This window comes from Paenarthrobacter sp. 10N417 (assembly GCF_056394745.1).
Genome location: NZ_JBFTIL010000005.1, coordinates 204,119 through 228,058 on the forward strand (window position 1 = coordinate 204,119; position 23,940 = coordinate 228,058).

18 protein-coding genes are annotated in these 23,940 nt (G+C 62.9%); 10 read left to right on the forward strand and 8 right to left on the reverse strand.

Features of this window, described 5'->3' with window-relative positions:
* Window positions 1–62 precede the first annotated feature (62 nt).
* Complete coding sequence (locus AC1DCM_RS08490; protein ID WP_442016409.1) at window positions 63–1,451, forward strand: MFS transporter; 1,389 nt, start codon at window positions 63–65, stop codon at window positions 1,449–1,451.
* Window positions 1,452–1,455: 4 nt separating this feature from the next.
* Complete coding sequence (locus tag AC1DCM_RS08495) at window positions 1,456–2,205, forward strand: 3-hydroxybutyrate dehydrogenase (protein ID WP_442016410.1); 750 nt, start codon at window positions 1,456–1,458, stop codon at window positions 2,203–2,205.
* Between the two features lie 90 nt (window positions 2,206–2,295).
* On the opposite strand, the gene AC1DCM_RS08500 is transcribed toward AC1DCM_RS08495, so the two are convergent.
* Window positions 2,296–2,661 (reverse strand): winged helix-turn-helix transcriptional regulator, encoded by a 366-nt coding sequence (locus AC1DCM_RS08500; protein ID WP_091464815.1) that lies wholly within the window; start codon window positions 2,659–2,661, stop codon window positions 2,296–2,298.
* A 106-nt stretch (window positions 2,662–2,767) separates the two neighbouring features.
* Here AC1DCM_RS08500 and AC1DCM_RS08505 point away from each other — a divergent pair, with 106 nt between their 5' ends.
* Window positions 2,768–3,631, forward strand: coding sequence for an SDR family oxidoreductase (locus AC1DCM_RS08505; protein ID WP_442016411.1), 864 nt, complete (start codon window positions 2,768–2,770; stop codon window positions 3,629–3,631).
* An 81-nt stretch (window positions 3,632–3,712) separates the two neighbouring features.
* Here the strand turns inward: AC1DCM_RS08505 and AC1DCM_RS08510 are convergent, their stop codons facing one another.
* Window positions 3,713–5,149, reverse strand: a complete 1,437-nt coding sequence (locus tag AC1DCM_RS08510) for an amino acid permease (RefSeq protein ID WP_442016412.1) — start codon at window positions 5,147–5,149, stop codon at window positions 3,713–3,715.
* 239 nt (window positions 5,150–5,388) lie between these two features.
* Between AC1DCM_RS08510 and AC1DCM_RS08515 the strand changes: the two genes are divergently transcribed.
* Complete coding sequence (locus AC1DCM_RS08515) at window positions 5,389–7,449, forward strand: ALF repeat-containing protein (RefSeq protein WP_477517961.1); 2,061 nt, start codon at window positions 5,389–5,391, stop codon at window positions 7,447–7,449.
* Between the two features lie 18 nt (window positions 7,450–7,467).
* Here the strand turns inward: AC1DCM_RS08515 and AC1DCM_RS08520 are convergent, their stop codons facing one another.
* Window positions 7,468–8,577: an AAA family ATPase gene (locus tag AC1DCM_RS08520; RefSeq protein ID WP_442016414.1), complete on the reverse strand. Its 1,110-nt coding sequence runs from the start codon at window positions 8,575–8,577 to the stop codon at window positions 7,468–7,470.
* A gap of 84 nt (window positions 8,578–8,661) precedes the next feature.
* Complete coding sequence (locus AC1DCM_RS08525; protein ID WP_442016415.1) at window positions 8,662–9,330, reverse strand: alpha/beta fold hydrolase; 669 nt, start codon at window positions 9,328–9,330, stop codon at window positions 8,662–8,664.
* A 102-nt stretch (window positions 9,331–9,432) separates the two neighbouring features.
* Here AC1DCM_RS08525 and AC1DCM_RS08530 point away from each other — a divergent pair, with 102 nt between their 5' ends.
* The 3 genes from AC1DCM_RS08530 to AC1DCM_RS08540 all read left to right on the forward strand — a co-directional run bounded on the left by AC1DCM_RS08530 (window position 9,433) and on the right by AC1DCM_RS08540 (window position 13,024).
* Window positions 9,433–10,425: an ABC transporter ATP-binding protein gene (locus AC1DCM_RS08530; protein ID WP_477518015.1), complete on the forward strand. Its 993-nt coding sequence runs from the start codon at window positions 9,433–9,435 to the stop codon at window positions 10,423–10,425.
* Window positions 10,422–12,044, forward strand: a complete 1,623-nt coding sequence (locus AC1DCM_RS08535) for an ABC transporter permease (protein ID WP_477517962.1) — start codon at window positions 10,422–10,424, stop codon at window positions 12,042–12,044. The genes AC1DCM_RS08530 and AC1DCM_RS08535 overlap by 4 nt, the downstream gene beginning before the upstream one ends.
* A 173-nt stretch (window positions 12,045–12,217) precedes the next feature.
* Entirely contained in the window at window positions 12,218–13,024 is an 807-nt protein-coding gene (locus tag AC1DCM_RS08540; RefSeq protein ID WP_216922359.1) for an IclR family transcriptional regulator, read from the forward strand.
* 55 nt (window positions 13,025–13,079) lie between these two features.
* On the opposite strand, the gene AC1DCM_RS08545 is transcribed toward AC1DCM_RS08540, so the two are convergent.
* Window positions 13,080–13,523 carry an SRPBCC family protein gene (locus AC1DCM_RS08545; protein ID WP_477517963.1) on the reverse strand — a complete coding sequence of 148 codons (444 nt, stop codon included), beginning with the start codon at window positions 13,521–13,523 and terminating at the stop codon, window positions 13,080–13,082.
* Window positions 13,524–13,730: 207 nt separating this feature from the next.
* Between AC1DCM_RS08545 and AC1DCM_RS08550 the strand changes: the two genes are divergently transcribed.
* From AC1DCM_RS08550 to AC1DCM_RS08560, 3 genes are all read left to right on the forward strand, one after another.
* Window positions 13,731–15,458: a urocanate hydratase gene (locus AC1DCM_RS08550; RefSeq protein WP_477517964.1), complete on the forward strand. Its 1,728-nt coding sequence runs from the start codon at window positions 13,731–13,733 to the stop codon at window positions 15,456–15,458.
* Between the two features lie 4 nt (window positions 15,459–15,462).
* Window positions 15,463–17,055 carry a histidine ammonia-lyase gene (gene hutH, locus AC1DCM_RS08555; RefSeq protein ID WP_477517965.1) on the forward strand — a complete coding sequence of 531 codons (1,593 nt, stop codon included), beginning with the start codon at window positions 15,463–15,465 and terminating at the stop codon, window positions 17,053–17,055.
* Between the two features lie 196 nt (window positions 17,056–17,251).
* A complete protein-coding gene (locus AC1DCM_RS08560; protein WP_216922354.1) occupies window positions 17,252–17,500 on the forward strand; it encodes a hypothetical protein in 249 nt (82 codons plus the stop codon).
* Between the two features lie 141 nt (window positions 17,501–17,641).
* On the opposite strand, the gene AC1DCM_RS08565 is transcribed toward AC1DCM_RS08560, so the two are convergent.
* The 3 genes from AC1DCM_RS08565 to AC1DCM_RS08575 form a co-directional block, all read right to left on the reverse strand.
* Window positions 17,642–17,863: a hypothetical protein gene (locus tag AC1DCM_RS08565; RefSeq protein ID WP_442002819.1), complete on the reverse strand. Its 222-nt coding sequence runs from the start codon at window positions 17,861–17,863 to the stop codon at window positions 17,642–17,644.
* 103 nt (window positions 17,864–17,966) lie between these two features.
* Window positions 17,967–22,901: an NAD-glutamate dehydrogenase gene (locus AC1DCM_RS08570; protein WP_477517966.1), complete on the reverse strand. Its 4,935-nt coding sequence runs from the start codon at window positions 22,899–22,901 to the stop codon at window positions 17,967–17,969.
* A gap of 178 nt (window positions 22,902–23,079) precedes the next feature.
* Window positions 23,080–23,940: a phosphogluconate dehydrogenase C-terminal domain-containing protein gene (locus AC1DCM_RS08575; RefSeq protein WP_477517967.1), complete on the reverse strand. Its 861-nt coding sequence runs from the start codon at window positions 23,938–23,940 to the stop codon at window positions 23,080–23,082.

Consider the following 23,940-nt stretch of genomic DNA (forward strand, 5'->3'; position numbering starts at 1 on the left):
GCATTTCGTGTTGTGGATCAGAGCACGTCAAAAGGGTCAACGAGGACACTGAGGAGATGGATATGAGCGTAGAGCAGCGCTCCACATCAAGGGCCGGGAACGAATCCGGCAAGGGCTCCGGCCTTAAGAAGATCGTCGCTGCCTCCATGGTGGGCACAGTGGTGGAGTGGTACGAGTTCTTCCTGTACGCCACCGCAGCAACGCTGGTTTTCGGCAAATACTTCTTCCCGAGCACCGGCAACGAATTGGACGGCATCATCCAGGCGTTCCTGACGTACGCGGTTGGCTTCGTAGCCCGCCCGCTCGGCGGGATCGTCTTCGGCCAGATCGGCGACAAACTGGGCCGCAAGCCCACGCTCCAGCTGACCATTGTGATCGTCGGCGTCTCGACGTTCCTCATGGGCTGCCTCCCCGGCTTCGCCGATCTGGGTTACTGGGCACCGGCCATGCTGGTGGCGCTTCGCTTCATCCAAGGATTCGCCCTCGGTGGCGAGTGGGGAGGTGCCGTGCTCCTGGTCGCTGAACACAGCCCCAACAAGTCACGCGGTTTCTGGTCATCCTGGCCTCAGGCAGCCGTGCCCGTGGGCAATCTTCTGGCCACCGCAGTTCTGTTCACCATGTCCACCACACTGAGCAGCGAAGCCTTCCTTGGCTGGGGCTGGCGCGTAGCATTCTGGCTCTCCGCCGTGATCGTGTTCGTCGGCTACTACATCCGCACCCACGTCACCGAGGCACCCATCTTCCTCGAGGCCAAGGCACAGGTGGAGGAATCCAAGGCCATCAGCTACGGCGTTGGCGAAGTCATCCGCAAATACCCCAAGGGCATCCTGCAGGCCATGGGCCTCCGCTTTGCCGAGAACATCATGTACTACCTGGTGGTCAGCTTCGCGATCGTCTACCTCAAGAGCGTCCACAAGTACGACACGTCATCGCTGCTGCTCGCATTGCTTATTGCGCACGTGATCCACTTCCTGGTCATCCCCCAGGTTGGGCGTCTTGTTGACGCCTGGGGTCGCAAGCCCGTGTACCTGGTGGGCGCCATCACCGGCGCAACATGGCCGTTCTTCGCGTTCCCCATGTTCGACACCAAAAATGCCGTGGTCATCGTGCTGGCCGTGACCATCGGGCTGTGCCTGCACGCGTTCATGTATGCAGGCCAGCCGGCAATCATGTCCGAGCTCTTCCCCACCCGTATGCGCTACTCCGGCGTTTCGCTCGGCTCGCAGGTTACGTCGATCTTCGCAGGGTCACTCGCGCCGCTGCTGGCAACACAATGGCTCAAGGACACCGGCTCCTGGCTGCCCACGGCGATCTACCTCGTCGTCGCCTGCGCCATCACCGTCGTCGCCGTTGTGTCGTTGAAGGAAACCAAGGGCATCGCGCTGCAGGACGTGGACGAAGCCGACGCCGTGCGACACGGTCTGACTACGTCTTCAGCTTCGAAAGGCTAGTTCCATGGACAACTCCTTGAATGGGCGCAAAGCACTGGTCACCGGCGGTGCCAGCGGAATCGGGGCAGCCTGCGCCCGCGCGCTCGCCGCCCGCGGGGCGAAAGTTGTAGTGGCCGACGTCGATGCCTCCGGAGCTGCGGCCCTCGCCGACGAGCTGGGCGGCACTGCCTGGACTGTGGACCTGTTGGACGTCGACGCCCTGGCCGCCCTCAGCCTTGACTGCGACATCCTGGTCAACAACGCCGGCATCCAGAAAGTAGCGCCGATCGAGGAGTTCGAACCTGCTGAATTCAGGCGGATACTCGCCCTGATGCTGGAGGCCCCGTTCCTCCTCATCCGGGCCGCGCTCCCACACATGTACGCCAATGGGTTCGGCCGGATCATCAACATCTCCTCGGTTCACGGGCTCCGCGCTTCGGCCTACAAGAGCGCGTACGTCTCCGCGAAGCATGGCCTGGAAGGGCTCAGCAAGGTCACTGCCTTGGAGGGCGGCGAGCATGGAGTGACGTCCAACTGCATCAACCCTGGATACGTTCGCACGCCCTTGGTGGAGCGACAGATCGCCGATCAAGCCCGGCTCCACGGCATCCCCGAGTCAGAGGTCTTAGCCAAGGTGATGCTGACGGAGTCGGCAGTAAAGCGGCTGGTGGAGGTTGAGGAAGTCGCGTCGTTGGCAGCCTGGATGGCCTCGGACGACGCCGGCATGGTCACCGGCGCGAGCTACACCATGGACGGTGGGTGGTCTGCCCGGTAACCCCCACCATCCCTTCGCCGAGGTGACAGTTAATGCCAATGTTCCGCGCGAACATTGGCATTAACTATAGTTTCGGCGCGGAGATCCAGGCTAACTTTGGCCGCCGATGATTGCCTCGGCATTATCAAAGGCCCAGGTCACCAGGGGTATAAGCAGTGCCGTGAGCTCGCGGCCGCGTTCAGTCAGGCTGTAGTCCACGCGCGGTGGGATGACGGGTTGTGCGTCGCGGCGTACCAGCCCGTCCCGTTCGAGCGTTTTCAGGGTTTGGGCCAGCATTTTTTCGCTGACGCCCTCAGCGCGTCGGCGCAGTTCACTCCATCGCTGATCGCCTTCGGAAAGCGAAAGCAGGATCAGCACACCCCATTTGCTGGTGATGTGGTCCAGTACTGTCCGGCTCGGGCAGCCGGCAGGGAAGACGCCGTCAGCGACGGTGGCCGGGAGGGTACTTACTTTCATGTCAGTACCTTACCTTAAAGTGCGTACTCTCTTTCGGGAAGTTATCTGCGGAAGCGTTGGTTGTGATCGGTGACCGTCCCATTAATTTCCTTGAAAGGAACCAGTCATGAGCATCGTCATTACCGGAGCAACAGGCCAGCTGGGCCGCCACGTCATAGAGGCCCTCCTTGAACGCAATGTACCCGCTGACAGCATTGTCGCCACCGGGCGCTCCATCGAAAAGCTGTCCAATTTCGTTGCTCGCGGCGTTCGCGCCGCTGCAATGGACTACGACGACGCTGCGTCGGTCGCCCAGGCGCTTAAAGGTGCCACCAAGGTCCTTCTCATATCGGGAAGCGCCGTCGGACAGCGGGTAGAGCAGCACCGCACGGTTATCGAGGCGGCAAAAGCCGAGGGTGTGGAGCTTCTCGCCTACACCAGCATTGCCAACGCAGACACCACCAGCATGAAGCTGGCTGCAGAGCACCAGGCCACGGAATCCATCCTCAAAGAATCCGGCGTCCCCTTCGTCCTCCTTCGCAACAGCTGGTACATCGAGAACTACACCGACCAGTTGCCGGGAACGCTGGCGCAGGGCGCACTTGCGGGCAGTGCCGGAAACGGCAAGGTTAGCGGTGCCTCCCGCGCAGACTACGCGCAAGCTGCGGCCGCGGTTCTGGTTGCGGAGCACCAGGCCGGCAAGATCTATGAGTTGGGCGGTGACGAGGCATTTACCTTGGACGAGCTGGCCGCCGAAATTAGCGCTGCATCAGGCAAGTCCATCGAATATCGAGACCTCCCGGCAGACCAATACGCCGATCTCCTGACGGGCGCAGGGGTGCCGGAAGGCTTCGCGCAGATCCTGGCCGACACCGATCTGGGCATTGGCCGCGGCGACCTTTTGGTGACCACCGGTGATCTCCGGAAACTGATCGGGCGCCCGGCAACTGCCTTGTCCGTGGCCGTCCGCTCCGCTGCTGCCGCCATCTGAGCCGAGCCCCCTCACGAGCTGACAGTTAATGCCAATGTTCCGCGCGAACATTGGCATTAACTGCAGTTTCGGCGCGGGTAATCAGGCCGTCTCGTCCACGAGCTCTGCACGACGCAGGCCACCACCGCGAACCCATAGCTTGTAAGCCACGAACAGCAGGATCAGCCAAGTACCGCCGACATACAGGGCTACCCGAGTGTCCTCGAAGACCCCGAGAATCACGATCACCATAGCCATGAACGCCATGGTCAGAATGGATGCTGCCGGCCATAAGGGTGAACCGAATTCCGACGCCGGAAGCCCCTTGCGCTTGATCTCCCGCTTCATGGCAACGTGCGAAGCAAGGATCATCACCCAAACCCACACTGTGGCAAACGTGGCGATCGACGCGATCAGAACGAACACATCCTCCGGGATCACAGCGTTCAGCAGGACGCCCACAAGCAGGATTCCGCCCATCATCACCACGGTCATCCAAGGGACGCCGTGCCTGGAGATCTTGCCGAAGCTCTTCGGAGCATGGCCCTGCTGGGCAAGTCCGAACAGGATGCGGCCAGCACCAAAGATGTCGCTGTTGATAGCGGAAAGGGCTGCTGTGATGACCACGGCATTGAGGATGTGCGGCGCAGCAGGGATGCCCAGGCCGTCGAAGATCTGCACGAACGGGCTGCCGCTGCTGCCGATTTCGTTCCACGGGAAGATGCTCATCAACACGCCCAGGGTCAGGACGTAGAACAGCAGCACACGGACTGGCACAGTGTTGACTGCCTGCGGGATGACCTTTTTGGGATCGGCAGCTTCGCCAGCGGTAATGCCGATTGTTTCGATCCCACCGAACGCAAACATCACAACGGCGAACGCAGCCAGGAGCCCTTCGAAGCCGTTCGGGAACAAACCGCCGTGGTTAACCAGGTTCCCCAACCCCGGTGCCACGCCCCCGCCGTCGCCCGTTTGGAAGCCGAAAACGACGATTGCTGCGCCTCCGACGATCATGGCGATAATCGCCACCACCTTGATCAGCGAGAACCAGAACTCCAGTTCACCGAAGACCTTAACGCTCAACAGGTTCATGGCACCCAGGAAGAGAATGATCGCGAGGACCCAGATCCAGCGATCCACCTGTGGGAACCAGAAGCCCATATAGATGCTGAACGCGGTGACGTCGGCGATGGCCACGATCGCCATCTCGAACACGTACGTCCAGCCGGTAACGAAGCCGGCGAACGGTCCAAGGTACTTGCTCGCGTATTGGCCGAATGAGCCGGAAACGGGGTGTCGGACGGCCATTTCACCAAGTGCTCGCATCACCATGAACACGGCTGCGCCGCCGATGATGTAGGCCAAAAGGACGGCCGGGCCGGCTTTCTGTATGGCGGACGCAGAACCGTAAAACAGTCCCGTGCCGATTGCGGATCCGAGTGCCATGAAGCGGATGTGACGGACGTTGAGGCCACGGCTTAGTGCCGTACCGGCGGCCTGGAGGACAGTGTCCTTCGAAGCCAGCATGGTTTGTTGCATGGTAAAACCTTCTCGTCTTTGGGAGGGGATCGCTATCCAGCAGATCACTTTTGGCCGCCTTGTGATTGGCCTCACGGGTGTTTGGTGTCTTTGATCGCAGACAGTGCGACAGGAGTCACAGTCGAATCTCAGATACGATGTCCGCGGACAGCTAGTCACCCCGGTAGGCAGGTCTTCAGGTCCAACGCCGCCCGGATGGCTCGGGCACTGTCGTCGCATCTTTCTTGGGGGAATCTTTGATGTCTGCTTTCCGCGTTGCTTCCATCCGTGCTGCCCGCCATCGTTGGACCGCGGCCTTTGTTGCCTTGTTAGCGGGGGCATCCCTGCTCTTCGCCGGCCCCGCCCAGGCCTACGACATTCCCGAATTTGAGATTCCCCTCGCCTCGCAGGCTCCTGTTCCGTTCGTAGAGCGGGCTGTTGATGCGGCCGGGGTCCTTGATCTGTGGAGGGCAGGTGGGCCGGCAACGCGGGCGGCAGCCCAGCTTGCCTTGGTGGGCGGGCCCGAGGCGGTGCAGGCATTCCTCGACGGCGGACAGGACGTTGCGCTGGCAACGGACCGTAAGGAGCTGGTCACCGAGCTGACGAAGCGGGGGAGCGCGCACGTGCGGTCCTCCGCGAAAGCAGCTCTCATTTCCGACGCCGCAACAATAGCCTTCTTGTCCGACGGGTGGGCGAGCACTTGGGACGGCGACCTTCGGACGACGGCGACGTTTTTCACTAGCCTGGAAAACCCTCAAATCAGTGCTGCCGCTTCCAAGAGCCTGGACTCGGGCGGGGAAGCCATTGAGCAGTTCGTGCTTGAGGGCTGGAGGAAGATTGCCCAAGGCCAGGATCGGGAGGCGGTTTACTACCTGACGAATTCACCCGTGCCTGCGGTAACTCTCGGAGCTCAAGCTGCCCTCGACACCTCCAGCGCGGACTTCGTTGCTGATTTCCTTCGCTACGGGCAGTTCGTCGCCTCAGACCATCACACTGAAACCGCGGCAGTGACTGACCTGCTGCAGCAGGTCAAGGCAGACGTCGCAGCCAACCCCAACGGGGCCGCCGCCGTGGCGGAGAGGGCGAGGACCGCCGTCGAGCAGGCTCGGAGCACCGCAACTGCTGCGAGGTCAGCGGACTCATCGCGTCTCGTCGCGGACAGGGACTTCCTTTCATCGTTGGCTTCGCCTCGGCAGGCCACGGATACTGCGCTGCTGACATCCGAGGAGCCAGCCAAGGCGGCCTTCGCGGCCGCGGCCCGCGAAATTCCGGAGCTACTGGCAACCCTTACCGCACCGGGAACCGATCTCGATGCCCGCATTAAGGAAGCCCGGCAGGCCACGCTGGATCTGGCACTTACCGGCACCCCGGAGGTGAAGAAGACCGCTGAGGCTGCACATCTGGCAGGCGACTCCGGGATCAAGGCCTTCATCACCAGTGGCTACGCGGCGGCGATCAAACTGGATGGCTCTGCTTTGGGCGCGGACCGGCAGCGCGTTTACCAGCTTCTCCACCTTGGTGGCGGGCATGTAAACGCAGCCGCCGACGCCGCTCTCAGTTCGGCAAACCACGCTGATGTCCGGTACTTCCTGGACTACGGATTTGATCAAGCGTTGGCCCTGGATAACCGGGTCCAGACGACCTTCGCCTTGGATTCAACACCCGAGGTGCGGGCAGCTGCCAGCGTCGCCCTCGACGGCAGTAGGGCCGACCTTCAGGCATTCATGACCAGCGGAAAAGCCGCCGCTGCCGAGCGTGACAAGGCCACGGCCGCCCACGTAGCGTCGGTCGACGTCATGATCGCCGAACTCGCCGGACTGGCAGACAAAGCAGCGCTCGACGCCGGGACGGCGGCCAACGCTGCCAAGTCGGCTGAAGCGGCACGACAGGCAGAAGCGGCCCGCCGAGCAGAAGAGGCACGTCAGGCAGGAGCAGTCAAGGCCGCCGAAGCAGCGCTCCCGCTGAGTGGCGTGCCGCTGGTCGACGTCCACCAGTTGGCTGGATCAGCCCCGGCGCTGGTGCCGTGGCAACCGGCACCCGCCGTCGTGATCCCCGCAACGGGCGAGACGGGTGGGCCGGGCACTGGCCTACCCGCGCTTCCTCCTCCGGCTGGCAGCGCAAATCCGAATGACATCGTGTCCGTGGAGCCGGAAGCCCAGGAAGCCGCCACGGCTGCCAGCACCTCACAAGGGTTGAACCCTTGGACCATCGGGCTGATCGCGTTGCTGGTCGCTGCGGCGGCCGGTGGAATTACGCTGCTTCTGCGCCGGAAAACGCCGGCGAAGGCAGCGCTGGAGACGTCGGTCAAGGCCCAGCCTTAGCCGGCGCCCTGGGCATACCTAGGAGCGGGGATTCTTTCGCAGGTATTCCCGAAGCCCCGGGATAGCAAAGACAACCTTGCCGTGACCGGCTGTTTCTATGAGGCCGGCCGCCAGAAGTCGAATGCGATACTTGCCTGCCAGTGCGGACCCCGCTCCGATCCTGGAGGCGATGTCAGCCATCGTTGAAGTTTCATCGTCCACCGACATGGCGTGAAGGAACTCCCTGTCCTTTGCAGATGCCGTAGCGAGTGCAGCTTCGATGACCACGCGTTCGTTGCGACGAGTCGCTGCGGATATAGCTCTGTCAACGCCATCGGAGGAAAGAGATCCATCATGATTTTCGGCTTCCCTCCATAGGAAGTAACCCACGAGTTGAATTAGGAAAGGATAGCCCCCAGTGGCAACGGCCGCCCGATGGATGTTCTCTGGGATGACGCTGATTCCGGCGGCAGTGAACGTATCGGCAAATGATGACTCCACGTCCCGTATCGCGGCGGCATGAAGGTCGATTTTGTCGGCTCGCCGAAGAAACGTTGCCACACCCTCGTTCAGGAGATCGGAGACGGCGGATGGCAAACCAGCAAATATCAGTCCTATGGGCAGGCCGTCTTGGATAAAGTGTTGGACGTTAGCCGCTAGTTGCGACAGTTCTGTCCGATCGGCAGCGTGGATCTCATCCACTGTAATGAGGAGCCCGGTTGCCCGCTGGTCGAGGAGACGGAGGAGAGTCTCACCGAGTTCGCGCCAATCCACCTGCCGCTCCGGGGACAACTGCGTGGTGACGCCAAATCCAGCAACTGTGACTGCCGTGACGCGTCGTCGCGGGTCGGGCCCATCCCCCAATTCGTGGGTAAGTCGACGCATCTTTTCACCTATGCGCCCCATGAATGTTCCGGTAGCCGTCTCCGCAATCACAGCCCAACCATGTTCCTTGGCTAGGTCGTGGGCCGCGCCGAGCATAACGGTCTTGCCGATGCCGCGGGCGCCGGTAAAGATGGACAGCAAGCCAGGTGCCCCGGAACCTAGTCTGAGGCCATATTCAAACTCGTCCAGAAGCCCCGATCTGCCGATAATCTCCGGCGGCGTAGCCCCTGCCGTAGGGCGAAAGGGATTCTCTGTCGGGAGCATAGAGCGAGTTTAGGTTAACTGTGGTTAATTTGGTTAATTTGGATAATCGGGTGAATTTGGTGAACATCCCGAGGTTGGGGCGGATCAGCCCCGCAGCAGGTACTTCGCTACGCCCTCCGGGTTTGCCAAAGCCAAGAGGTGCCCGCCTGCGATGACGTCAGGCGTGAGTCCTAAGCGTTCCCTGGCCACTCTGCGCTGGAAATCCATGGGAAAGAACCGGTCTTCCCTTCCGGTGAGTACCCGGGTTGGGACGCTGGGCCACTCCGTGAAGCCGCAGACTGATTCGAAGACCGCGTTGGCTTCCGCCCGCTGATAGGGTTCGCCCGTGGCAGCGACGTCCGGTGGAACGTCGTGCAGGAAATATGTGGCAACGTCGAACTCGGGACTGTAACCGTGGGCCGCCGCCGCGCTCTCCCTTGCGGCGTCCCAACCTGTGTTTGCCCACCACTCGCCGGGGGTTTCGCCCGGCGCCGGGATCATTGCGTTGACGAGGACGAGCTCGCGGACCGACGCACGGTCGCAGACCAAGGGGGCGGTAAAACCGCCCAGTGATTGGGCCACGAGCACGACGTCGGTACTGGCGCCGATGGCTTCCAAGACGAGTCGCGTGTACTCGGGCAGGCCAGCATTTTCGTCGTCCCCTGGGAGGTCGACGGCAACGGCCTCGTGTCCGGCACGCTCCAGCAGAGGAACCACCCGGCTCCAATACCAGGCCGTGCCGCCCGCTCCAGGGATCAGGACGAACGTACTCATTGCAGTTCGGGCCGCAGGCAGCGGCGTGGATGCAAGACGATGGATCTCATCTCCCTATTGTCTTCCTTCACAGGGGCGCCGATCCTGCGTAACGTCGGCTCCATGGACCCTGTCATCCAGACCGTCGATCTTCATAAGAATTTCGGCCGGGTCAAGGCACTGGACGGCCTCGACCTCGAAGTCCCTGAGGGGCAAGTCCACGGCTTCCTCGGCCCGAACGGAGCAGGGAAGTCCACCACCCTGCGTATCCTGCTGGGCCTGGCACGGGCCTCGTCCGGCAGTGCGAGAGTCCTTGGATTGCACCCATGGGCCGACGCCGTTGAACTCCACCGGCGTGTTGCCAGCGTCCCCGGCGATGTCAGCATCTGGCCGAATCTATCAGGGGGAGAGGCCATTGATTTCCTCTCGCGGCTTCGGGATGGCGGGGCAGATCGCGCTGGGTATCGACGCAGCAAGGAGCGTTTGTGCCAGCTCTTCGACTTTGACCCCACCAAGAAGGGCCGTGCCTACTCAAAGGGAAATCGCCAGAAAGTTGCGCTCATCGCAGCCCTCGTTGCCGACGCCGAGGTCTACCTTCTGGACGAGCCAACAAGCGGCCTGGATCCCCTCATGGAGGCTGTCTTTACTCGCGAGATCCGGAGGCTCGTCAGTGAGAAAGGGGCCACCGTCCTTCTCTCCAGCCACATTCTCTCCGAGGTGGAACAGCTGGCCGACAGCGTTAGCATCATCCGCGCAGGGCGGATCGTAGATGGCGGGACGCTCGAATCCCTGCGCCACCTGACCCGCACAGGGATCTCTTTCGCGCAGGACCAGGTGGACCTCGAAGCCCTCCAAGGCCTTTCCCAAGTCCACGACCTCACCTTGGCCGCAGGCCGGGTCAAGTTCAGTGCCGACTCTGACCGTGTCCACGAGGTCCTGCCGATTCTTGGCCGTCTGGGTGTGCAGGGCCTGCTGGTCGCTCCGCCGTCGCTGGAAGAGTTGTTCCTCCGCCACTACGGGGTTGCCCTTCCGCCCCAGTCAGAGGAAGTGAAGTCCGACGGCGGCGCTCACCACCGGCGGCGCCGCCCGGGCCGCCAGGACGGGCCCTTGAGATGAGCCGTTTTCTTGACCTCTATTGGCAGCGACTCCGCCGCGACCGGTGGCAACTCCTGAGCTGGGTTGCTTCCATCGGTGCGCTCGCCTTTTTCGCCACAACAGCAGTGGCTTCGGCGTACGGCGACGATGCTTCCCGCGCCGAAATCCTGCATGTTGCCACGGCGACTCCCGCTATTTTGATTCTCCGCGGGCTGGTCAGGGGCCCTGCTCTGGACGCATTTACGTTTTTCCAGATCTTCGCCTTTATCGGTGTCCTTGCCGGCCTGATGAACACCTTCCTGGCAGTACGGCATACGCGCGCCGAGGAGGAAGCCGGCCGGGCTGAGCTGGTCGCGTCCACGGCAGCGGGCCGGTGGATGCCGTTGACGGCGACAGTGACCCATGGGCTCATAGGAATCGTGCTGGTGGCCGCGGCAGTCACGATCGGCTTTATCTCTGGCGGGCTCGATGCCGCGGGCTCGCTGATTGCCGGTCTTGCGGCCGGAGCTATTGGCTTGGCGTTTCTCACCGTCGGATTGCTCGCGTCCGAGTTCATGAGTACTTCGCGTGGGGCAAACGGAGCGGCGGCAGGGCTGGTGGTCGCCGCCTATCTTCTGCGCGGTTTCGGGGACGCGACCGGCAAGGTCAGCCAGGACGGCCTTACGGTAACGGCAGCATGGCCTAGCTGGGTTTCGCCCATCGGCTGGGGGCAGCAGACTTTTGCCTACACGGGAAATCGCCTGTGGCCCCTGCTGCTTCCGCTGGGCCTTGGAATCGTATGCGTCTCACTGACCGTGGTCATCATGTCGAGGCGGGATGTTGGCGCGAGCGTGCTCGCCGGACGGAGAGGCCCGACGGACGCCCACCCCTCGCTCCGCGGGCCGTTCGCCCTGGCACTCCGACTCCAGCAGGGCGCCATCGTCAGCTGGTGCATTGGCGGGTTTATCGCGGGTCTGCTCACCGGCGCCCTCGGCGCTGCCATTCAGCAGGTGAGCATCTCGAATTCCTCCGTGACCGCGATCCTCAGGGCCATGATCGAGGCGCAAGGAACATCCATGACGCAGTTGGTCATTGCTGTCTTGTTTGAAATCGGTGGCATCCTGGCGGCGGCCTGCGGACTCCAGGCCGTTCTGCGATTGAGGCAGGAAGAAGTGGCGGGCACGGCAGAACTGGTGCTCTCGCAACCGCTCGGACGCATTCGTTGGTTTGGCAGCTTTCTCGGCCTCGGGGCAGCCTCGGTGGTTCTCGTCATGGTGTTCGCGGCCTTCGGTGCCTGGTATTCCTTGGCGGTCTCCGGTGAATCAGCCATTGAAGTGGGCAGCGTATGGGAGACCGCCGGGGCTCAAATCCCGGCTGCGCTGCTATACCTTGCCTTGCCCGCTGCGGTTTTTGTTACCTTTCCCCGCGCTACTGTCCCAATCGGCTGGGCGTTGCTGGCACTGGGCATCGTGCTGGGTGTCTACGGCGGGATGCTGGGCTTCGACAAGACCCTCAGGGACCTCTCGCCATTCACGCACACGCCAATCGTTACCAACACCGGAACAGATTGGAGTGGCGGCTTTTGGATGCTCGGGATTGGAGCGGCTCTCGCGGTGTTCGCGTTTGCCGCCGTGCGGCGTCGGGAGGTTGGCACGGTCTGAGCCACTCTCAAACACGAGACACTAGTTAAGTCTGGTATTTCAGACACCGCATAGAGTGAGTGGTCTGGCGTTGCCCGGCGTAACAAGGCACGCTTGAGTACGGGATACCGGACACATCACCCCGAGCAAGGCTGGACGGTGTCTCCTTCAGCAGTCTTGAGCAGTGAGGAACCATGACAACCACGCCACTGGCACCAGGCAAGGCCACGTCCAAGGTCCCTGCCGCCGAAAATACGCTGCGCATCCTCAAACTCTTGGCCTCGCGCCGGGGGCCGATGGCGGCGTCGAACATTGCGACGGCGCTCGGCTTGCCGCGCTCCAGCGTGTACCACCTGCTGGGCGTCATGGAGGCCAACGGCTTCGTCCTGCATCTGCACGAAGAGCAGCGCTACGGCCTCGGCATCAGCGCCTTCGAGCTCAGTTCGGCCTATTCGCGGCAGGAGCCGTTGTCGCGTCTCGGGCGGCCCATGTTGGCCTCTCTGGTGGACGTGATCGGCGAAAGCGCGCATCTGGCCGTGCTTCACGGCCGCGACGTCCTTTACATCGTGGAGGAACGCGCCAAGAACCGCCCAAGCCTGGTGACCGACGTCGGAGTCCGCCTGCCCAGCCACCTCACCGCCTCGGGCCGCGCGATCCTGGCCGCCTTGCCAAAGTCACAGGTTCGGGCTCTTTACCCGAACGCCGCCGCCTTCACGTCGCGCCACGAAGTGGAATTCCCGATCATGAAGTACTCCGCCCTGTCCTCCCACCTGGACCAGGTGCGGCAGCGCGGCTACGCCACGGAAAATGGCGAGATTACGCCTGGATTCGGCTCCATCGCCGCAGCTGTGACTGACCACGTGGGATGGCCGACGGCGGCAGTCGCCGTCACGTTCTTGGAGGACAAAGTGCCGGCTGAGCAATGGCCGGTACTTGCTGCGCGCATCCGCAAGGCTGCGGACGAATTGTCGGTACGCATTCACGGACGACCGGCTGGCTAGGCCGTTTGCACCCTATTCACGCGGCTTCGGTTCACCGGGCTTCGGTTCGCCCGGCTCAGGTTGGCCCGGGCTCGGCGGCTTCGCGCTCGACGAGTCTGCGGAAGGTCTCCAGCTCGCCGCGGAAGCTGCCCCGGTAGGATCCCATGGCGAAAATCCGCCCGAAGATCGCCGAGATGAATCCACGGGTCACGAACTCCTGGTGGATGCGCGTGCCGCCTCCCTCGGCGGCAAACCTCACATCTGACTCGCCCTTCAGGATCGCGTTGCCGAACCGTGTGCGGATGTGCCAGGGGCGTTCGACGGCGAGGATCTCCGTGGGGCTTGCCATTCGTCCGAACTTCACCGTGTAGCGGCTTCCGGCCTGGTCGAGCGAGCCAACCCGATCGGTCACGCCGGTGACTCCGCCGATCCATTCCGGGAACCGGTCCAAGTCCGTCCAGGTCGCGAAAACGCGCTCCGGCGGAGCCGCAACGAGGGTAGTCACTCGGAACGTTGCCATGGGTCCAGCATGCGCTCATTGTTGTGCGAAGGCGAGGGGCTGCGTTACCTCGGAACGACGTTTGGGCGGAGGATTGCAGAAGGACGGCGTGCGTCTGTAATCCCGGACAGCACCAGTTGAAAAGCCGTTCCGGCGGCCTCGTAAAGGGGCTTTAGTAGAAGCAGAAGAACTTTCCACTACACACTTCCCAAAGACGAAGGAGTCATCATGGCACCCGCCGATTTCACTACTGGTGCCCGTCCGGTCAAGGCCGCGCGGGGTACTGAGCTTACTGCCAAGTCGTGGCAGACCGAGGCGCCGCTGCGTATGTTGATGAACAACCTGGATCCCGAGGTCGCTGAGCGTCCTGATGATTTGGTGGTTTACGGCGGCACGGGCCGTGCTGTCCGGTCCTGGGCTGCGTTTGATGCGATCACCCGGACCCTGGAGACGATGGAGAAGGACGAGACCCTGCTGGTGCAGTCCGGCAAGCCGGTGGGTGTGTTCCGGACCCACGAGTGGGCGCCGCGGGTGTTGTTGGCGAACTCGAACTTGGTGGGGGACTGGGCGACGTGGCCTGAGTTCCGTCGTCTGGAGGCCGAGGGCCTGATGATGTATGGGCAGATGACGGCCGGGTCCTGGATTTACATCGGTACGCAGGGCATCCTGCAGGGCACGTACGAAACCTTTGCTGCGGTGGGTAATAAGCTCGCGGCGGAGGGCCGCCACCCGGCGCCTGCTGCTGATGGTTCGTCGGAGGGACCGTTGGCTGGGACCCTGACCCTGACCGGTGGGTGTGGCGGTATGGGCGGCGCGCAGCCGCTGGCCGTGACCCTGAATGATGGTGCGTGCCTGATCGTGGACGTGGACGAGACCCGCCTGCGCCGCCGCGCCGGGAAGCGGTACCTGGATGAGGTCGAAACGGATCTGGATGCCGCGATCGCGAAGGTCCAGAAGGCCAAGGCCGAGCGCCGTGGCTGGTCGGTGGGCTATGTGGGCAACGCCGCGGAGGTGTTCCCGGAACTGCTGCGCCGCCACAAGGCCGGCGAGGTGACCTTTGATGTGGTCACGGACCAGACGTCCGCGCATGATCCGTTGTCGTACTTGCCGGAGGGCATCACGGTGGCGGAGTGGCACACGGAGGCCGCGGCGGATCCGGAAGGCTTCACCAAGAAGGCCCAGACGTCCATGGCCCGGCAGGTCCAGGCGATGGTGGAGTTCCAGGACGCCGGGGCCGAGGTCTTTGATTACGGCAACTCGATCCGGGATGAGGCACGCAAGGGCGGGTACACCCGGGCGTTTGAGTTCCCTGGTTTCGTTCCGGCGTATATCCGTCCGTTGTTCTGCGAGGGCCTGGGCCCGTTCCGCTGGGTTGCCCTGTCGGGGGATCCGGAAGATATCGCCGTGACGGACAAGGCCATCAAGGAGCTCTTCCCGGAGAACACGCACCTGCACAAGTGGCTGGACGCCGCGGCGGAGCGGGTGGAATTCGAGGGCCTGCCGGCCCGTATTTGCTGGCTCGGGTACGGCGAACGCGCCAAGGCCGGGCTGTTGTTCAACCAGCTGGTGAAGGAGGGCAAGGTCAAGGCCCCGATCGTGATCGGCCGTGATCACCTGGACTCGGGTTCGGTTGCGTCCCCGTACCGGGAGACCGAGGCCATGGCCGACGGCTCCGACGCTATTGCTGACTGGCCGTTGCTGAACGCCCTGCTGAACACCTCCTCGGGCGCTACCTGGGTGTCGATCCATCACGGCGGCGGTGTCGGTATCGGCCGGTCCCTGCACGCCGGGCAGGTCTCCGTCGCCGACGGAACCGACCTCGCAGCCGAGAAGCTCGAACGGCTCCTGACCAACGACCCCGGCATGGGCGTCATCCGCCACGTCGACGCCGGCTACGACCGCGCCGTCGAAGTCGCCAACGAACGCGGCGTCCGCATCCCCATGAACGAGAAGTAAGAACATGACTATTACCTCAAACGAACAGCTCACCGTCACCCTCGGTTCCAGTGGCGTGACTCCGGAAGACGTCGTCGCCGTCGCACGCCACGATGCCAAGGTGACCATCTCCCAGGACGCCCTGGATAACGTTGCCAAGGTCCGCGCCCATATTGACAGCCTCGCTACCAGCGACGTCCCCGCCTACGGTATTTCCACGGGCTTCGGCGCCCTGGCCAACCGTCACATCCCCAACGATCTCCGTACGCAGTTGCAGAAGTCCTTGATCCGCAGCCACGCAGCGGGCATGGGTCCGGCGGTTGAACGCGAAGTGGTCCGCGGCATCATGTTCCTCCGCGCCAAGACCCTCGCCTCCGGCCGCACGGGTGTCCGTCCCGTGGTCCTGCAGACCATGGTTGACGTCCTCAACGCCGGCATCACGCCGCTGGTCCGCGAGTTCGGGTCGCTCGGCTGCTCCGGTGACCTCGCCCCCCTGTCCCACTGCGCACTGGTCCTGATGGGCGAAGGCGAAGCAACCGGTCCCGACGGCGAACTGTACGGAACCGCTGGCAAGCCGCCTGTCGCTGAGCTGCTCGCGCAGCACGGCATCGAGCCGGTCACCCTCGCGGAGAAGGAGGGCCTGGCCCTCGTCAACGGCACGGAAGGCATGCTCGGCATGCTGCTGATGGCCATCGCCGATATCCGTTTGTTGCTCGCGACGGCGGACGTCACCGCCGCGCTCAGCGTCGAGGCGTTGCTGGGCACCGATCAGGTGTTCCTGCCGGAGCTTCACGCCGCGCTCAGGCCGCACCCGGGTCAGGCTGCCAGCGCGGACAACATGCTGCGCGTGCTGTCCAACTCGCCGATCGTCGCCTCCCACCGGATCAACGACACAAAGGTCCAGGACGCTTACTCCCTGCGTTGCGCCCCTCAGGTTGCCGGCGCTGTCCGCGACACCGTGGACCATGCCGCACTGGTGGCTTCCCGCGAGCTCGCCGCTGCAATCGACAACCCGGTGGTCCTGCCCGACGGCCGCGTCACGTCGAACGGCAACTTCCATGGTGCGCCCGTGGCCTACGTCCTGGACTTCCTGGCGATCGCCGTCGCGGACCTCAGCTCCATCGCCGAGCGTCGCACGGACCGCATGCTGGACCCGGCCCGCTCGCATGGTCTCCCGGCCTTCCTGGCTGCGGACCCTGGCGTCGATTCCGGCCTCATGATCGCGCAGTACACGCAGGCCGGCCTGGTTTCGGACAACAAGCGCCTGGCCGTGCCGGCATCGGTGGACTCCATCCCGAGCTCTGCCATGCAGGAAGACCACGTGTCCATGGGTTGGCACGCTGCCCGCAAGCTTCGCAAGGCCGTGGAGAACCTCCGCCGCGTCCTGGCCGTGGAGCTGGTCACCAGCGCCCGCGCTATCGACATGCGCACGCAGATGTCCGACGGCGAACTCACCCCGGGCCCGGCCGGTACAGCTGTGCTCGAGGTGCTTCGCGAAGTGGTCCAGGGACCGGGAACCGATCGGTTCCTGTCGCCCGAACTCGAAGCGGCTGACCGTCTGGTTGGCTCCGGCGCGGTCCGTGCGGCCGCCGAATCCGCCGTCGGGATCTTGGCCTGACGTCGAATAAAACGCTCATTTGATGGGCAAATTTGTCACGTCCCGGAAATTGTTCGCAACGCAATCTCCGGGGCGTGACAAATGTAGTAGAACTTATGGTGTACGTCACGTCCACGCCAACGGTGTCGTGGGCTTGACGGTCAACCGTTACAACTCAATACACAACAGCGAACATCCACAAAGGGGTAGAAGTTCAATGAAGGCACGTGGAGCAGTCCTCTCCAGACGAAACGCACACTCGGTGACGGTTTCGGACTGGAGGCAACTCAAGGTTGGCGAGCGCGTGGAGGTAGTCAAGTACGCGCACGTGATCGCGGCAGGGCTGATCGAGGAAGTCTCCGGCAGCGGAAATGTGGTGTGGCTGGAGCACTCAGGCCCGGGCGTCACGGAGGAAGGCAAAGAATTGTTCATGAAGTCCGACGGCGTGACTCTCCGCCGGGCCTAGCTATCCGCTGGAACAGTGAAGCAAAAGGCACAGTGAAGCAAAAGGCACAGTGAAGCAAAAAGTCGGGGCTTGGGCCCCGGCTTTTTGCTTTTCTACTACGACTGCAATTACTACTACGCAGCTGGCAATCAGCAGCCGCTACTACGCAGCGAGCACTTCGTGGGTCTGGCCGAAGGGAACGGATTCGTCCAGGGCCACTGTGTAGGTGCCGGGCTCGTGCCGGGTCACCAGGATGCCGCAGTTGGCATCTGCTGCTGCGTTCTTGATCAAAGCATCCACGGCGCGTTCAAGTCCGTCGTGGATCTCGTCTGCCTTTGAAAAAGACAGGCGAATTTCGCGTTCTGCAGTGATTGCAGCGGTCATTTCGGGGCCTCCTATTACTTGCCGCATGCGAGGGCGACCCGTCAATCATAGGACGTTTGGCCCAAAATATGTAAGATGACCGGCAGTATCAGTGTCCGACGCCTCATCTCCGGACCATGGCGCGAAGCAGCTTTACCGCTACGGAGAGCGCTGCAATGTCCACCGGACCTGGCTTGATGGACTCGTTGATGGTCTCCTGGACACGGGCCAGTTGTTCGATGTTTCCACGTTCCCAGTCCATGATTCGTTCCACTGGGTCTGACGCCGTGGCAGTCACCGCACCAGAGATCCGGGGCGTGTGCCGCACTACCGCTTTGGTCATATCCGCGAGCACCAGGTACATGTCATCCCGCAAGGCCGCACGTGCCAGCGACTCCCAGTGGGTGTCCCGCGGGAGCATAGTGATGTGCTCCAACAGGGGGATGGCCGAGATTCGTTCGAAGACCGCGAAGTACACCTCGGCCACTGCTTCCACCGGCTCTTGCAGCTCCTCCGCGATAACGGAGATGTCCAGCAATCCRTAGCTGACCAGGAGTTCGGATGCCCTGATACCCAGATCATGGGGCAGGCCCACCGAGTCTGTATGGGCCAGGCGTTTCTGGGTGTGGGCAGGGTTAACTCCATGAAGGAAGCTCGTGAGGTTCGCCCGCATCAAGGACATCGGGGGCTCAAGCCTGGCCAAGGCATCGGAAATAGGCTTGTCGCGGAAGTCATGGGTGACGTACCAGCGGACGGACCTGTCCAGCAGCCGCCGCAGGTCCAGGGCAACGGCGGCTCCATGCTCACGGGGCGTGGTGGGCGGCACTTGGGCGATGCTGCCGGTAAGGGCGTCAAAGTCCCAGATCCGGCGCATCACCACGAACGCCCGGGCCACTGTGGAGGCAGAAACCGTGGTCTCCTCCATCGCGCGAAAAGCGAAGGCTATGCCGCCCATGTTGATCATGTCGTTGGCCACCACCGTGGCTACGATCTCCCGGCGCAGGGGATGCGCGGAGAGATGTTTACCGAACCGCTCTGAGACTTGCTTGGGGAAGTAGCCTCGAAGGGTTTGAGAAAACCAGGGATCATCAGACAAACCGCCCTCTGTGAGTTCGCGGGCGAGTTCTATCTTGGCGTAAGCCGCCAACACGGCGAGTTCTGGAGTGGTTAGTCCCTTGCCAGTCAGGACCCGTGCCTGAAGTTCGGCGTTGCTGGGAAGGCATTCGAGTTCCCTGTCCAGATCTGTGACTGACTCGAGCCAATCCATGGTCCGTTCAAAGCTGGGACTCCATTCCACGGCCAATTGCTTGTCATTGAGGAGCAGGACGTTCTGGTCATCGTTGGTTTTCAGGACGAGCCGTCCAACCTCGTCTTGCAGTGAGTGCAGGAATCCGGTTCTTTCTCCCACGGACATCCTGCCTGCGGAGATCATCCGGTCCAGGAAGATCTTGATGTTCACTTCATGGTCCGAGCAATCCACGCCGGCTGAATTATCGATCGCATCGCTATTGACCAGAATGCCGGCCAAAGCTGCTTCAATCCGGCCGCGCTGGGTGACTCCAAGATTGCCGCCCTCGGCAATGATGTGCGCGCGCAGTTCCGTGGCATTAACCCGGATGGAGTCGTTTGATTTGTCTCCCACTTCGGCATGGGACTCCATGGATGCCTTGATATAGGTGCCGATTCCGCCGTTGTACACCAGGTCCACCGGGGCAGTGAGGACTGCGCGGAGAAGTTCAGGCGGGCTCATGGACAGCTGCCCATTCGGATCGGTGCCTTCATCCAATCCCAAGGCGAGCCTGGCTTGTTCCGTGAGCAGGATGGATTTTTCCGTCCGGGCAAAGACGCCGCCGCCCTCGCTCAGCTTGGTGCGGTCATAATCGGCCCACGAGGAGCGTGGCAGTTTGAAGAGCCGTTCCCGCTCGGCGTAGGAGACCTCAGGGTCCGGCGTGGGATCCAGGAAGATGTGCCGGTGATCGAATGCGGCCACGAGCTTGATGTGGTGGGAGAGGAGCATGCCGTTGCCAAAGACGTCTCCGCTCATGTCTCCGATGCCAACAACCGTGAAATCCTCGGCGCGGCAATCGATCATGAGTTCACTGAAGTGATGCCGCACGGATTCCCAGGCACCGCGGGCCGTGATGCCCATCTGCTTGTGGTCATAACCCACTGAGCCTCCGGAAGCGAAGGCGTCACCCAGCCAGAACCCGTACTCTGCGGCCAGGGCGTTGGCGATGTCCGAGAAGGTTGCCGTTCCCTTATCGGCGGCTACAACGAGGTAGTAGTCGTCGCCATCGTGCCGTACCACCCGTGGCGGCGCGAGTACGCGGCCGCTGCCCCCGCCGTCGGGATCCGGCACCAGGTTGTCCGTGATATCCAGCAAGCCGCGGATGAACGTCCGGTAGCTCTCCTGACCTTCCGCGAGCCAGGCCGCACGGTCCTCTGCCGGATCGGGGAGACGTTTGGGGAAGAATCCGCCCTTGGCTCCGGTGGGAACAATCACTGCATTCTTGACGGTCTGGGCTTTCACGAGCCCCAGGATTTCCGTGCGGAAGTCTTCCCGCCTGTCCGACCACCGAAGGCCACCGCGCGCTATTGGACCGAAGCGCAGATGGACGCCTTCAACGCGCGGCGAATAGACCCAGATCTCGAATTTCGGGCGGGGTGCAGGGGCAGCCGGGATGCTGGCGGGGTTGAGTTTGAAGCTGATGAAGGGCTTGTTGAGATAGAAGTTCGTGCGGAGCGTGGCGTCCACCAGGCTCGCCAAGGAACGCAGCAACCTGTCGGCGTCCAGGACAGGGACGGCGTCGATGGCTTCCATCAGGTTCGTTCGGGCTGTATGGACGGTCTGCGTCCGGTGGCTCAGTTCGCTGCTGCCCTCTTCGAACACATCGCCCAAGGGGAGTCCCTGCTCCCCATGGCCGGAATTGACGAGTTCCGGATCAAACAAGTCCGGTGCGAAGCGGTCAGGATTGAACTTCGCTTCGAACAATTCCAGCAGCGCATGGGTTGCCATGGCATTGCCGCGGAGTGTGTCCGCGATGAAGCCATAAGAGTTGGTGCTCCCCAACTGACGGAGGTACTTGGCGTAGGCGCGCAGGATGGCGACCCGCCGCCAGTCGATGCCCTCCTTGATGACCAGGGCGTCCAAAGCGTCGGACTCCGCGTCACCGCGCATCGCGGCACAGAACGCGCCTGCCAGCAGCTCGCCTGTGGCCACAGGATTCACGCCGCGCGGATACTTCAGCCCGAGGTCGTAGAGGAAGAACTGCCGGCCGTCGGCACGCTGAACGTCGAAGGGCCGCTGGTCCAGGACCTTCAAGCCAAGGTTATGGAAGAAGGGAAGGATCTCGGTAAGGCTCTGTGGGCGCGTTAGGTAAAGGCGGATCCGGGCGTCCTCGGTGAGGACTGCCGTGCCGGGACGTTGGTAAACGGTGAGGAGGGGATCTGCTTCGCCTGCAGATCCCGGCTCTGGGGAAGCTTCCGGAAAGCTTTCGAAGCTGGCAATGTCCTCAACGGCATCCTCCACCTCATAATCGGCCTTGTAGCTAGCCGGAAACGCAGTTGCCCATTGCTTGGACAACCGGGCCGCCTCCTCCCGCGGGTACCTCGTTTGGAGCGCCTCGTCGAGGCCTTGCGCCCAGGACCTCGTAGCGGCGATGATCCTCTGCTCGAGGGCCGCTGCGTCCATCACCGCCGGCGCGCCGCCGTGCGAGTCGTGCCGGGAGGGGTCCTGTGGCAAAAGGATCCGGAAGAACACGCGAGCCATGGCGGATTCGCCTAACCGAAGCTCGAACTCGATGGCGTCGGAGCCGAAAGCCTCGCGCAGCTCACGCTCGATGTTGAGCCTGACGGCTGTGCTGTACCGGTACCTCGGGAGGAAAACCAGTGCTGTCATGAACCGGCCGAAGGAGTCCGGACGAAGAAAGAGCCGGGTGCTATGGCGTTCCTGGAGTCGCAGGATCTCGCGCGCACGGATGGCCAGCTGCTCAGCATCAATGTGGAACAGTTCGTCCCGCGGATACGCCTCCAACACCGCAAGGAGCTCCTTAGCGTGATGCGACGACGCCGGGTAGCCGAAGGCCCGCAGCACTTCTTCCACTGTGTCCCGGATGACCGGGATCTGCTGGGCCGAGCGAGCTGTTGAACTGGGGGAGAAGAGGCCAACAAAAGTGCACCGGCTGGTGTTTGTCCCGTTCGCGTCCACTGCGGCAAGGCTGATCTCGTCGAGGTAGGCACGGCGAAGGACCGTTGAGCGAAGCGTGGACTTGGTGAGGGTAAGAACGGGCACGTTGTCAGGAACATCGCCCGGCGCCTCGGGAGTGGCCGGATCACGGAGGAGGCCGAGCCCGCGGCGCCCGCGAAATCCCAGGAACACAAAGTTCCCGTCGTCCAGCCAACGCAACAGCTCCTGGGCTTCGCGCGCCGTCCGGTCCTTTGCGGCAGGCCCGTCCAGCGCACCGATTTCATGCACGAGTTCCTCATGGATGGCATCGGCGTCCTCGGCCGCGGCCCGGACATCACCCAGGACCTTGTTCAGCCGGCCCACCAGGAGCTCGGCGCTCGCGTTGTCCGGAATCCGGGGGATCTCGATCGCTATCCACGCCTCGGTGAGCGGTCCGGCGTCGTGCTCGTCCGGCGAAGGGACAGGTGCCGCCGTCGCATGCCCATGCTCCTCGGAACGTTCGACGCCGGTGGGCAGCCCCGAGCGGTGAGGTCCCCTGTGGATACCCGTCAGGCGGTGGGTGGCCGGGTCCCGCGTGACGCTGAAAGTGGGGTGCACCAAAAGCCGGATGGAAGCGGTGTCACGAGCGATCTCCGCTGTTACGGAGGGAACCAGGTAGGGCATGTCATCCGAGACAATTGCCACCAAGCTGGTATCTGTTTCGTTCAGGACGCCGATGACTGCTTGTCCAGGTTCACGGCGTTCCGCTAACGAGCGGTGATAGCGTGCCCGTTCCAACAAGGTTTCGGGCGTGTAGCTGCGGACGTCGTCGTCCGTGACGTGCTCGTAGTAGTCGGTCAGGAATCCGTCCGCCGGCTCCGTAATTGGTGCCATGTCGCTGCGCCTCCGCTGCGCAAAGGAGCGGCCGTGCTGCTGCGGTCGGCAAAGTCCATGCGCCTCATTTCATGATCGCTGGCGCGGGGCCGGGGGTAAAGCCCCAATGGTCACCCTCCAACGGACAATTCACCCACGCATGCGGGGGTGAATTGTCCGTTGGCCGGTGACGAGCGAACTACCGCTTCACAGCGTCCAGCTTGAGCATCTTGGCGATGACGCCGTCGAGTTCGGAGTCGTCGAAGATTTTCTTCCAGTCGTCCTTGATGATGGTGTCCTTGCCGTACTGAATGGCGATTTCGCAGGCTTCGGAGAACGGGTTGGATCCGCGCAGGGCATTGGTGAGCGCGATTTGTACGTGGCCGAACAGCATGGCCTTGGCGGCTTCCTCGGGGACGCCAGCGGTGTGGACGGTCTCGTGGAGTGCTTCGTTGAGCAGGGTGCCGATCATGCAGGCCACTGTTTCCACGAGGGTGGGTTCCAGGATGGCGAGCTGCTTGACGGTGACCCAGTGGACGTCGATCACGGGCGCGTAGATGGTGCGGATGACTGCTTCGGCTACGTCGCGGGTGGCTGCGGGGGCGTCCTCATCGATCGCGGAAACAACGTTCTGCGGGGCGCCCTGGCCGCCGAAGGTATCGGCCCATTCTTCCTTGGTGGTGCGCTCCAGGAACACCGACGGGTGGCACGGGTGCGCAACGGCCTGGACTACGTCGTCGCGCTTGGCCAGCAGGCCGGCGTAGGCGGCGGCCGGGTCAAGCGTGAGGAGGATCGCGCCGGACTTCATCTGCGGTACGACGCCCTCGGAGACGATGCCAAGAACGGTGTCCGGGACGGCGAGGATCACCACGTCGGCGGTCTTAACGGCGTCGTCGGTGCTGGTGATGTCGCGGCCTTCGGCGCGGACGCGTTCCTGGCCGGCGGGGGAGTTCTCGCTGTAGAAGACGTTGTGGCTGGACTTCTGGAGGTTCCGGGAAACGCGCATCCCCATCTTGCCACCGGCTCCGACAACGGCGACCGTCAATTGTTCTGCTGACAT

What these genes read in the sequence shown, in the direction of transcription:
- AC1DCM_RS08490 (WP_442016409.1), top strand. Translation starts at nt 63, where the DNA reads ATGAGCGTAGAGCAGCGCTCCACATCAAGGGCCGGGAACGAATCCGGC.
- AC1DCM_RS08495 (WP_442016410.1), top strand. Translation starts at nt 1,456, where the DNA reads ATGGACAACTCCTTGAATGGGCGCAAAGCACTGGTCACCGGCGGTGCC.
- AC1DCM_RS08500 (WP_091464815.1), bottom strand. Translation starts at nt 2,661, where the DNA reads ATGAAAGTAAGTACCCTCCCGGCCACCGTCGCTGACGGCGTCTTCCCT.
- AC1DCM_RS08505 (WP_442016411.1), top strand. Translation starts at nt 2,768, where the DNA reads ATGAGCATCGTCATTACCGGAGCAACAGGCCAGCTGGGCCGCCACGTC.
- AC1DCM_RS08510 (WP_442016412.1), bottom strand. Translation starts at nt 5,149, where the DNA reads ATGCAACAAACCATGCTGGCTTCGAAGGACACTGTCCTCCAGGCCGCC.
- AC1DCM_RS08515 (WP_477517961.1), top strand. Translation starts at nt 5,389, where the DNA reads ATGTCTGCTTTCCGCGTTGCTTCCATCCGTGCTGCCCGCCATCGTTGG.
- AC1DCM_RS08520 (WP_442016414.1), bottom strand. Translation starts at nt 8,577, where the DNA reads ATGCTCCCGACAGAGAATCCCTTTCGCCCTACGGCAGGGGCTACGCCG.
- AC1DCM_RS08525 (WP_442016415.1), bottom strand. Translation starts at nt 9,330, where the DNA reads ATGAGTACGTTCGTCCTGATCCCTGGAGCGGGCGGCACGGCCTGGTAT.
- AC1DCM_RS08530 (WP_477518015.1), top strand. Translation starts at nt 9,433, where the DNA reads ATGGACCCTGTCATCCAGACCGTCGATCTTCATAAGAATTTCGGCCGG.
- AC1DCM_RS08535 (WP_477517962.1), top strand. Translation starts at nt 10,422, where the DNA reads ATGAGCCGTTTTCTTGACCTCTATTGGCAGCGACTCCGCCGCGACCGG.
- AC1DCM_RS08540 (WP_216922359.1), top strand. Translation starts at nt 12,218, where the DNA reads ATGACAACCACGCCACTGGCACCAGGCAAGGCCACGTCCAAGGTCCCT.
- AC1DCM_RS08545 (WP_477517963.1), bottom strand. Translation starts at nt 13,523, where the DNA reads ATGGCAACGTTCCGAGTGACTACCCTCGTTGCGGCTCCGCCGGAGCGC.
- AC1DCM_RS08550 (WP_477517964.1), top strand. Translation starts at nt 13,731, where the DNA reads ATGGCACCCGCCGATTTCACTACTGGTGCCCGTCCGGTCAAGGCCGCG.
- hutH (WP_477517965.1), top strand. Translation starts at nt 15,463, where the DNA reads ATGACTATTACCTCAAACGAACAGCTCACCGTCACCCTCGGTTCCAGT.
- AC1DCM_RS08560 (WP_216922354.1), top strand. Translation starts at nt 17,252, where the DNA reads ATGAAGGCACGTGGAGCAGTCCTCTCCAGACGAAACGCACACTCGGTG.
- AC1DCM_RS08565 (WP_442002819.1), bottom strand. Translation starts at nt 17,863, where the DNA reads ATGACCGCTGCAATCACTGCAGAACGCGAAATTCGCCTGTCTTTTTCA.
- AC1DCM_RS08575 (WP_477517967.1), bottom strand. Translation starts at nt 23,940, where the DNA reads ATGTCAGCAGAACAATTGACGGTCGCCGTTGTCGGAGCCGGTGGCAAG.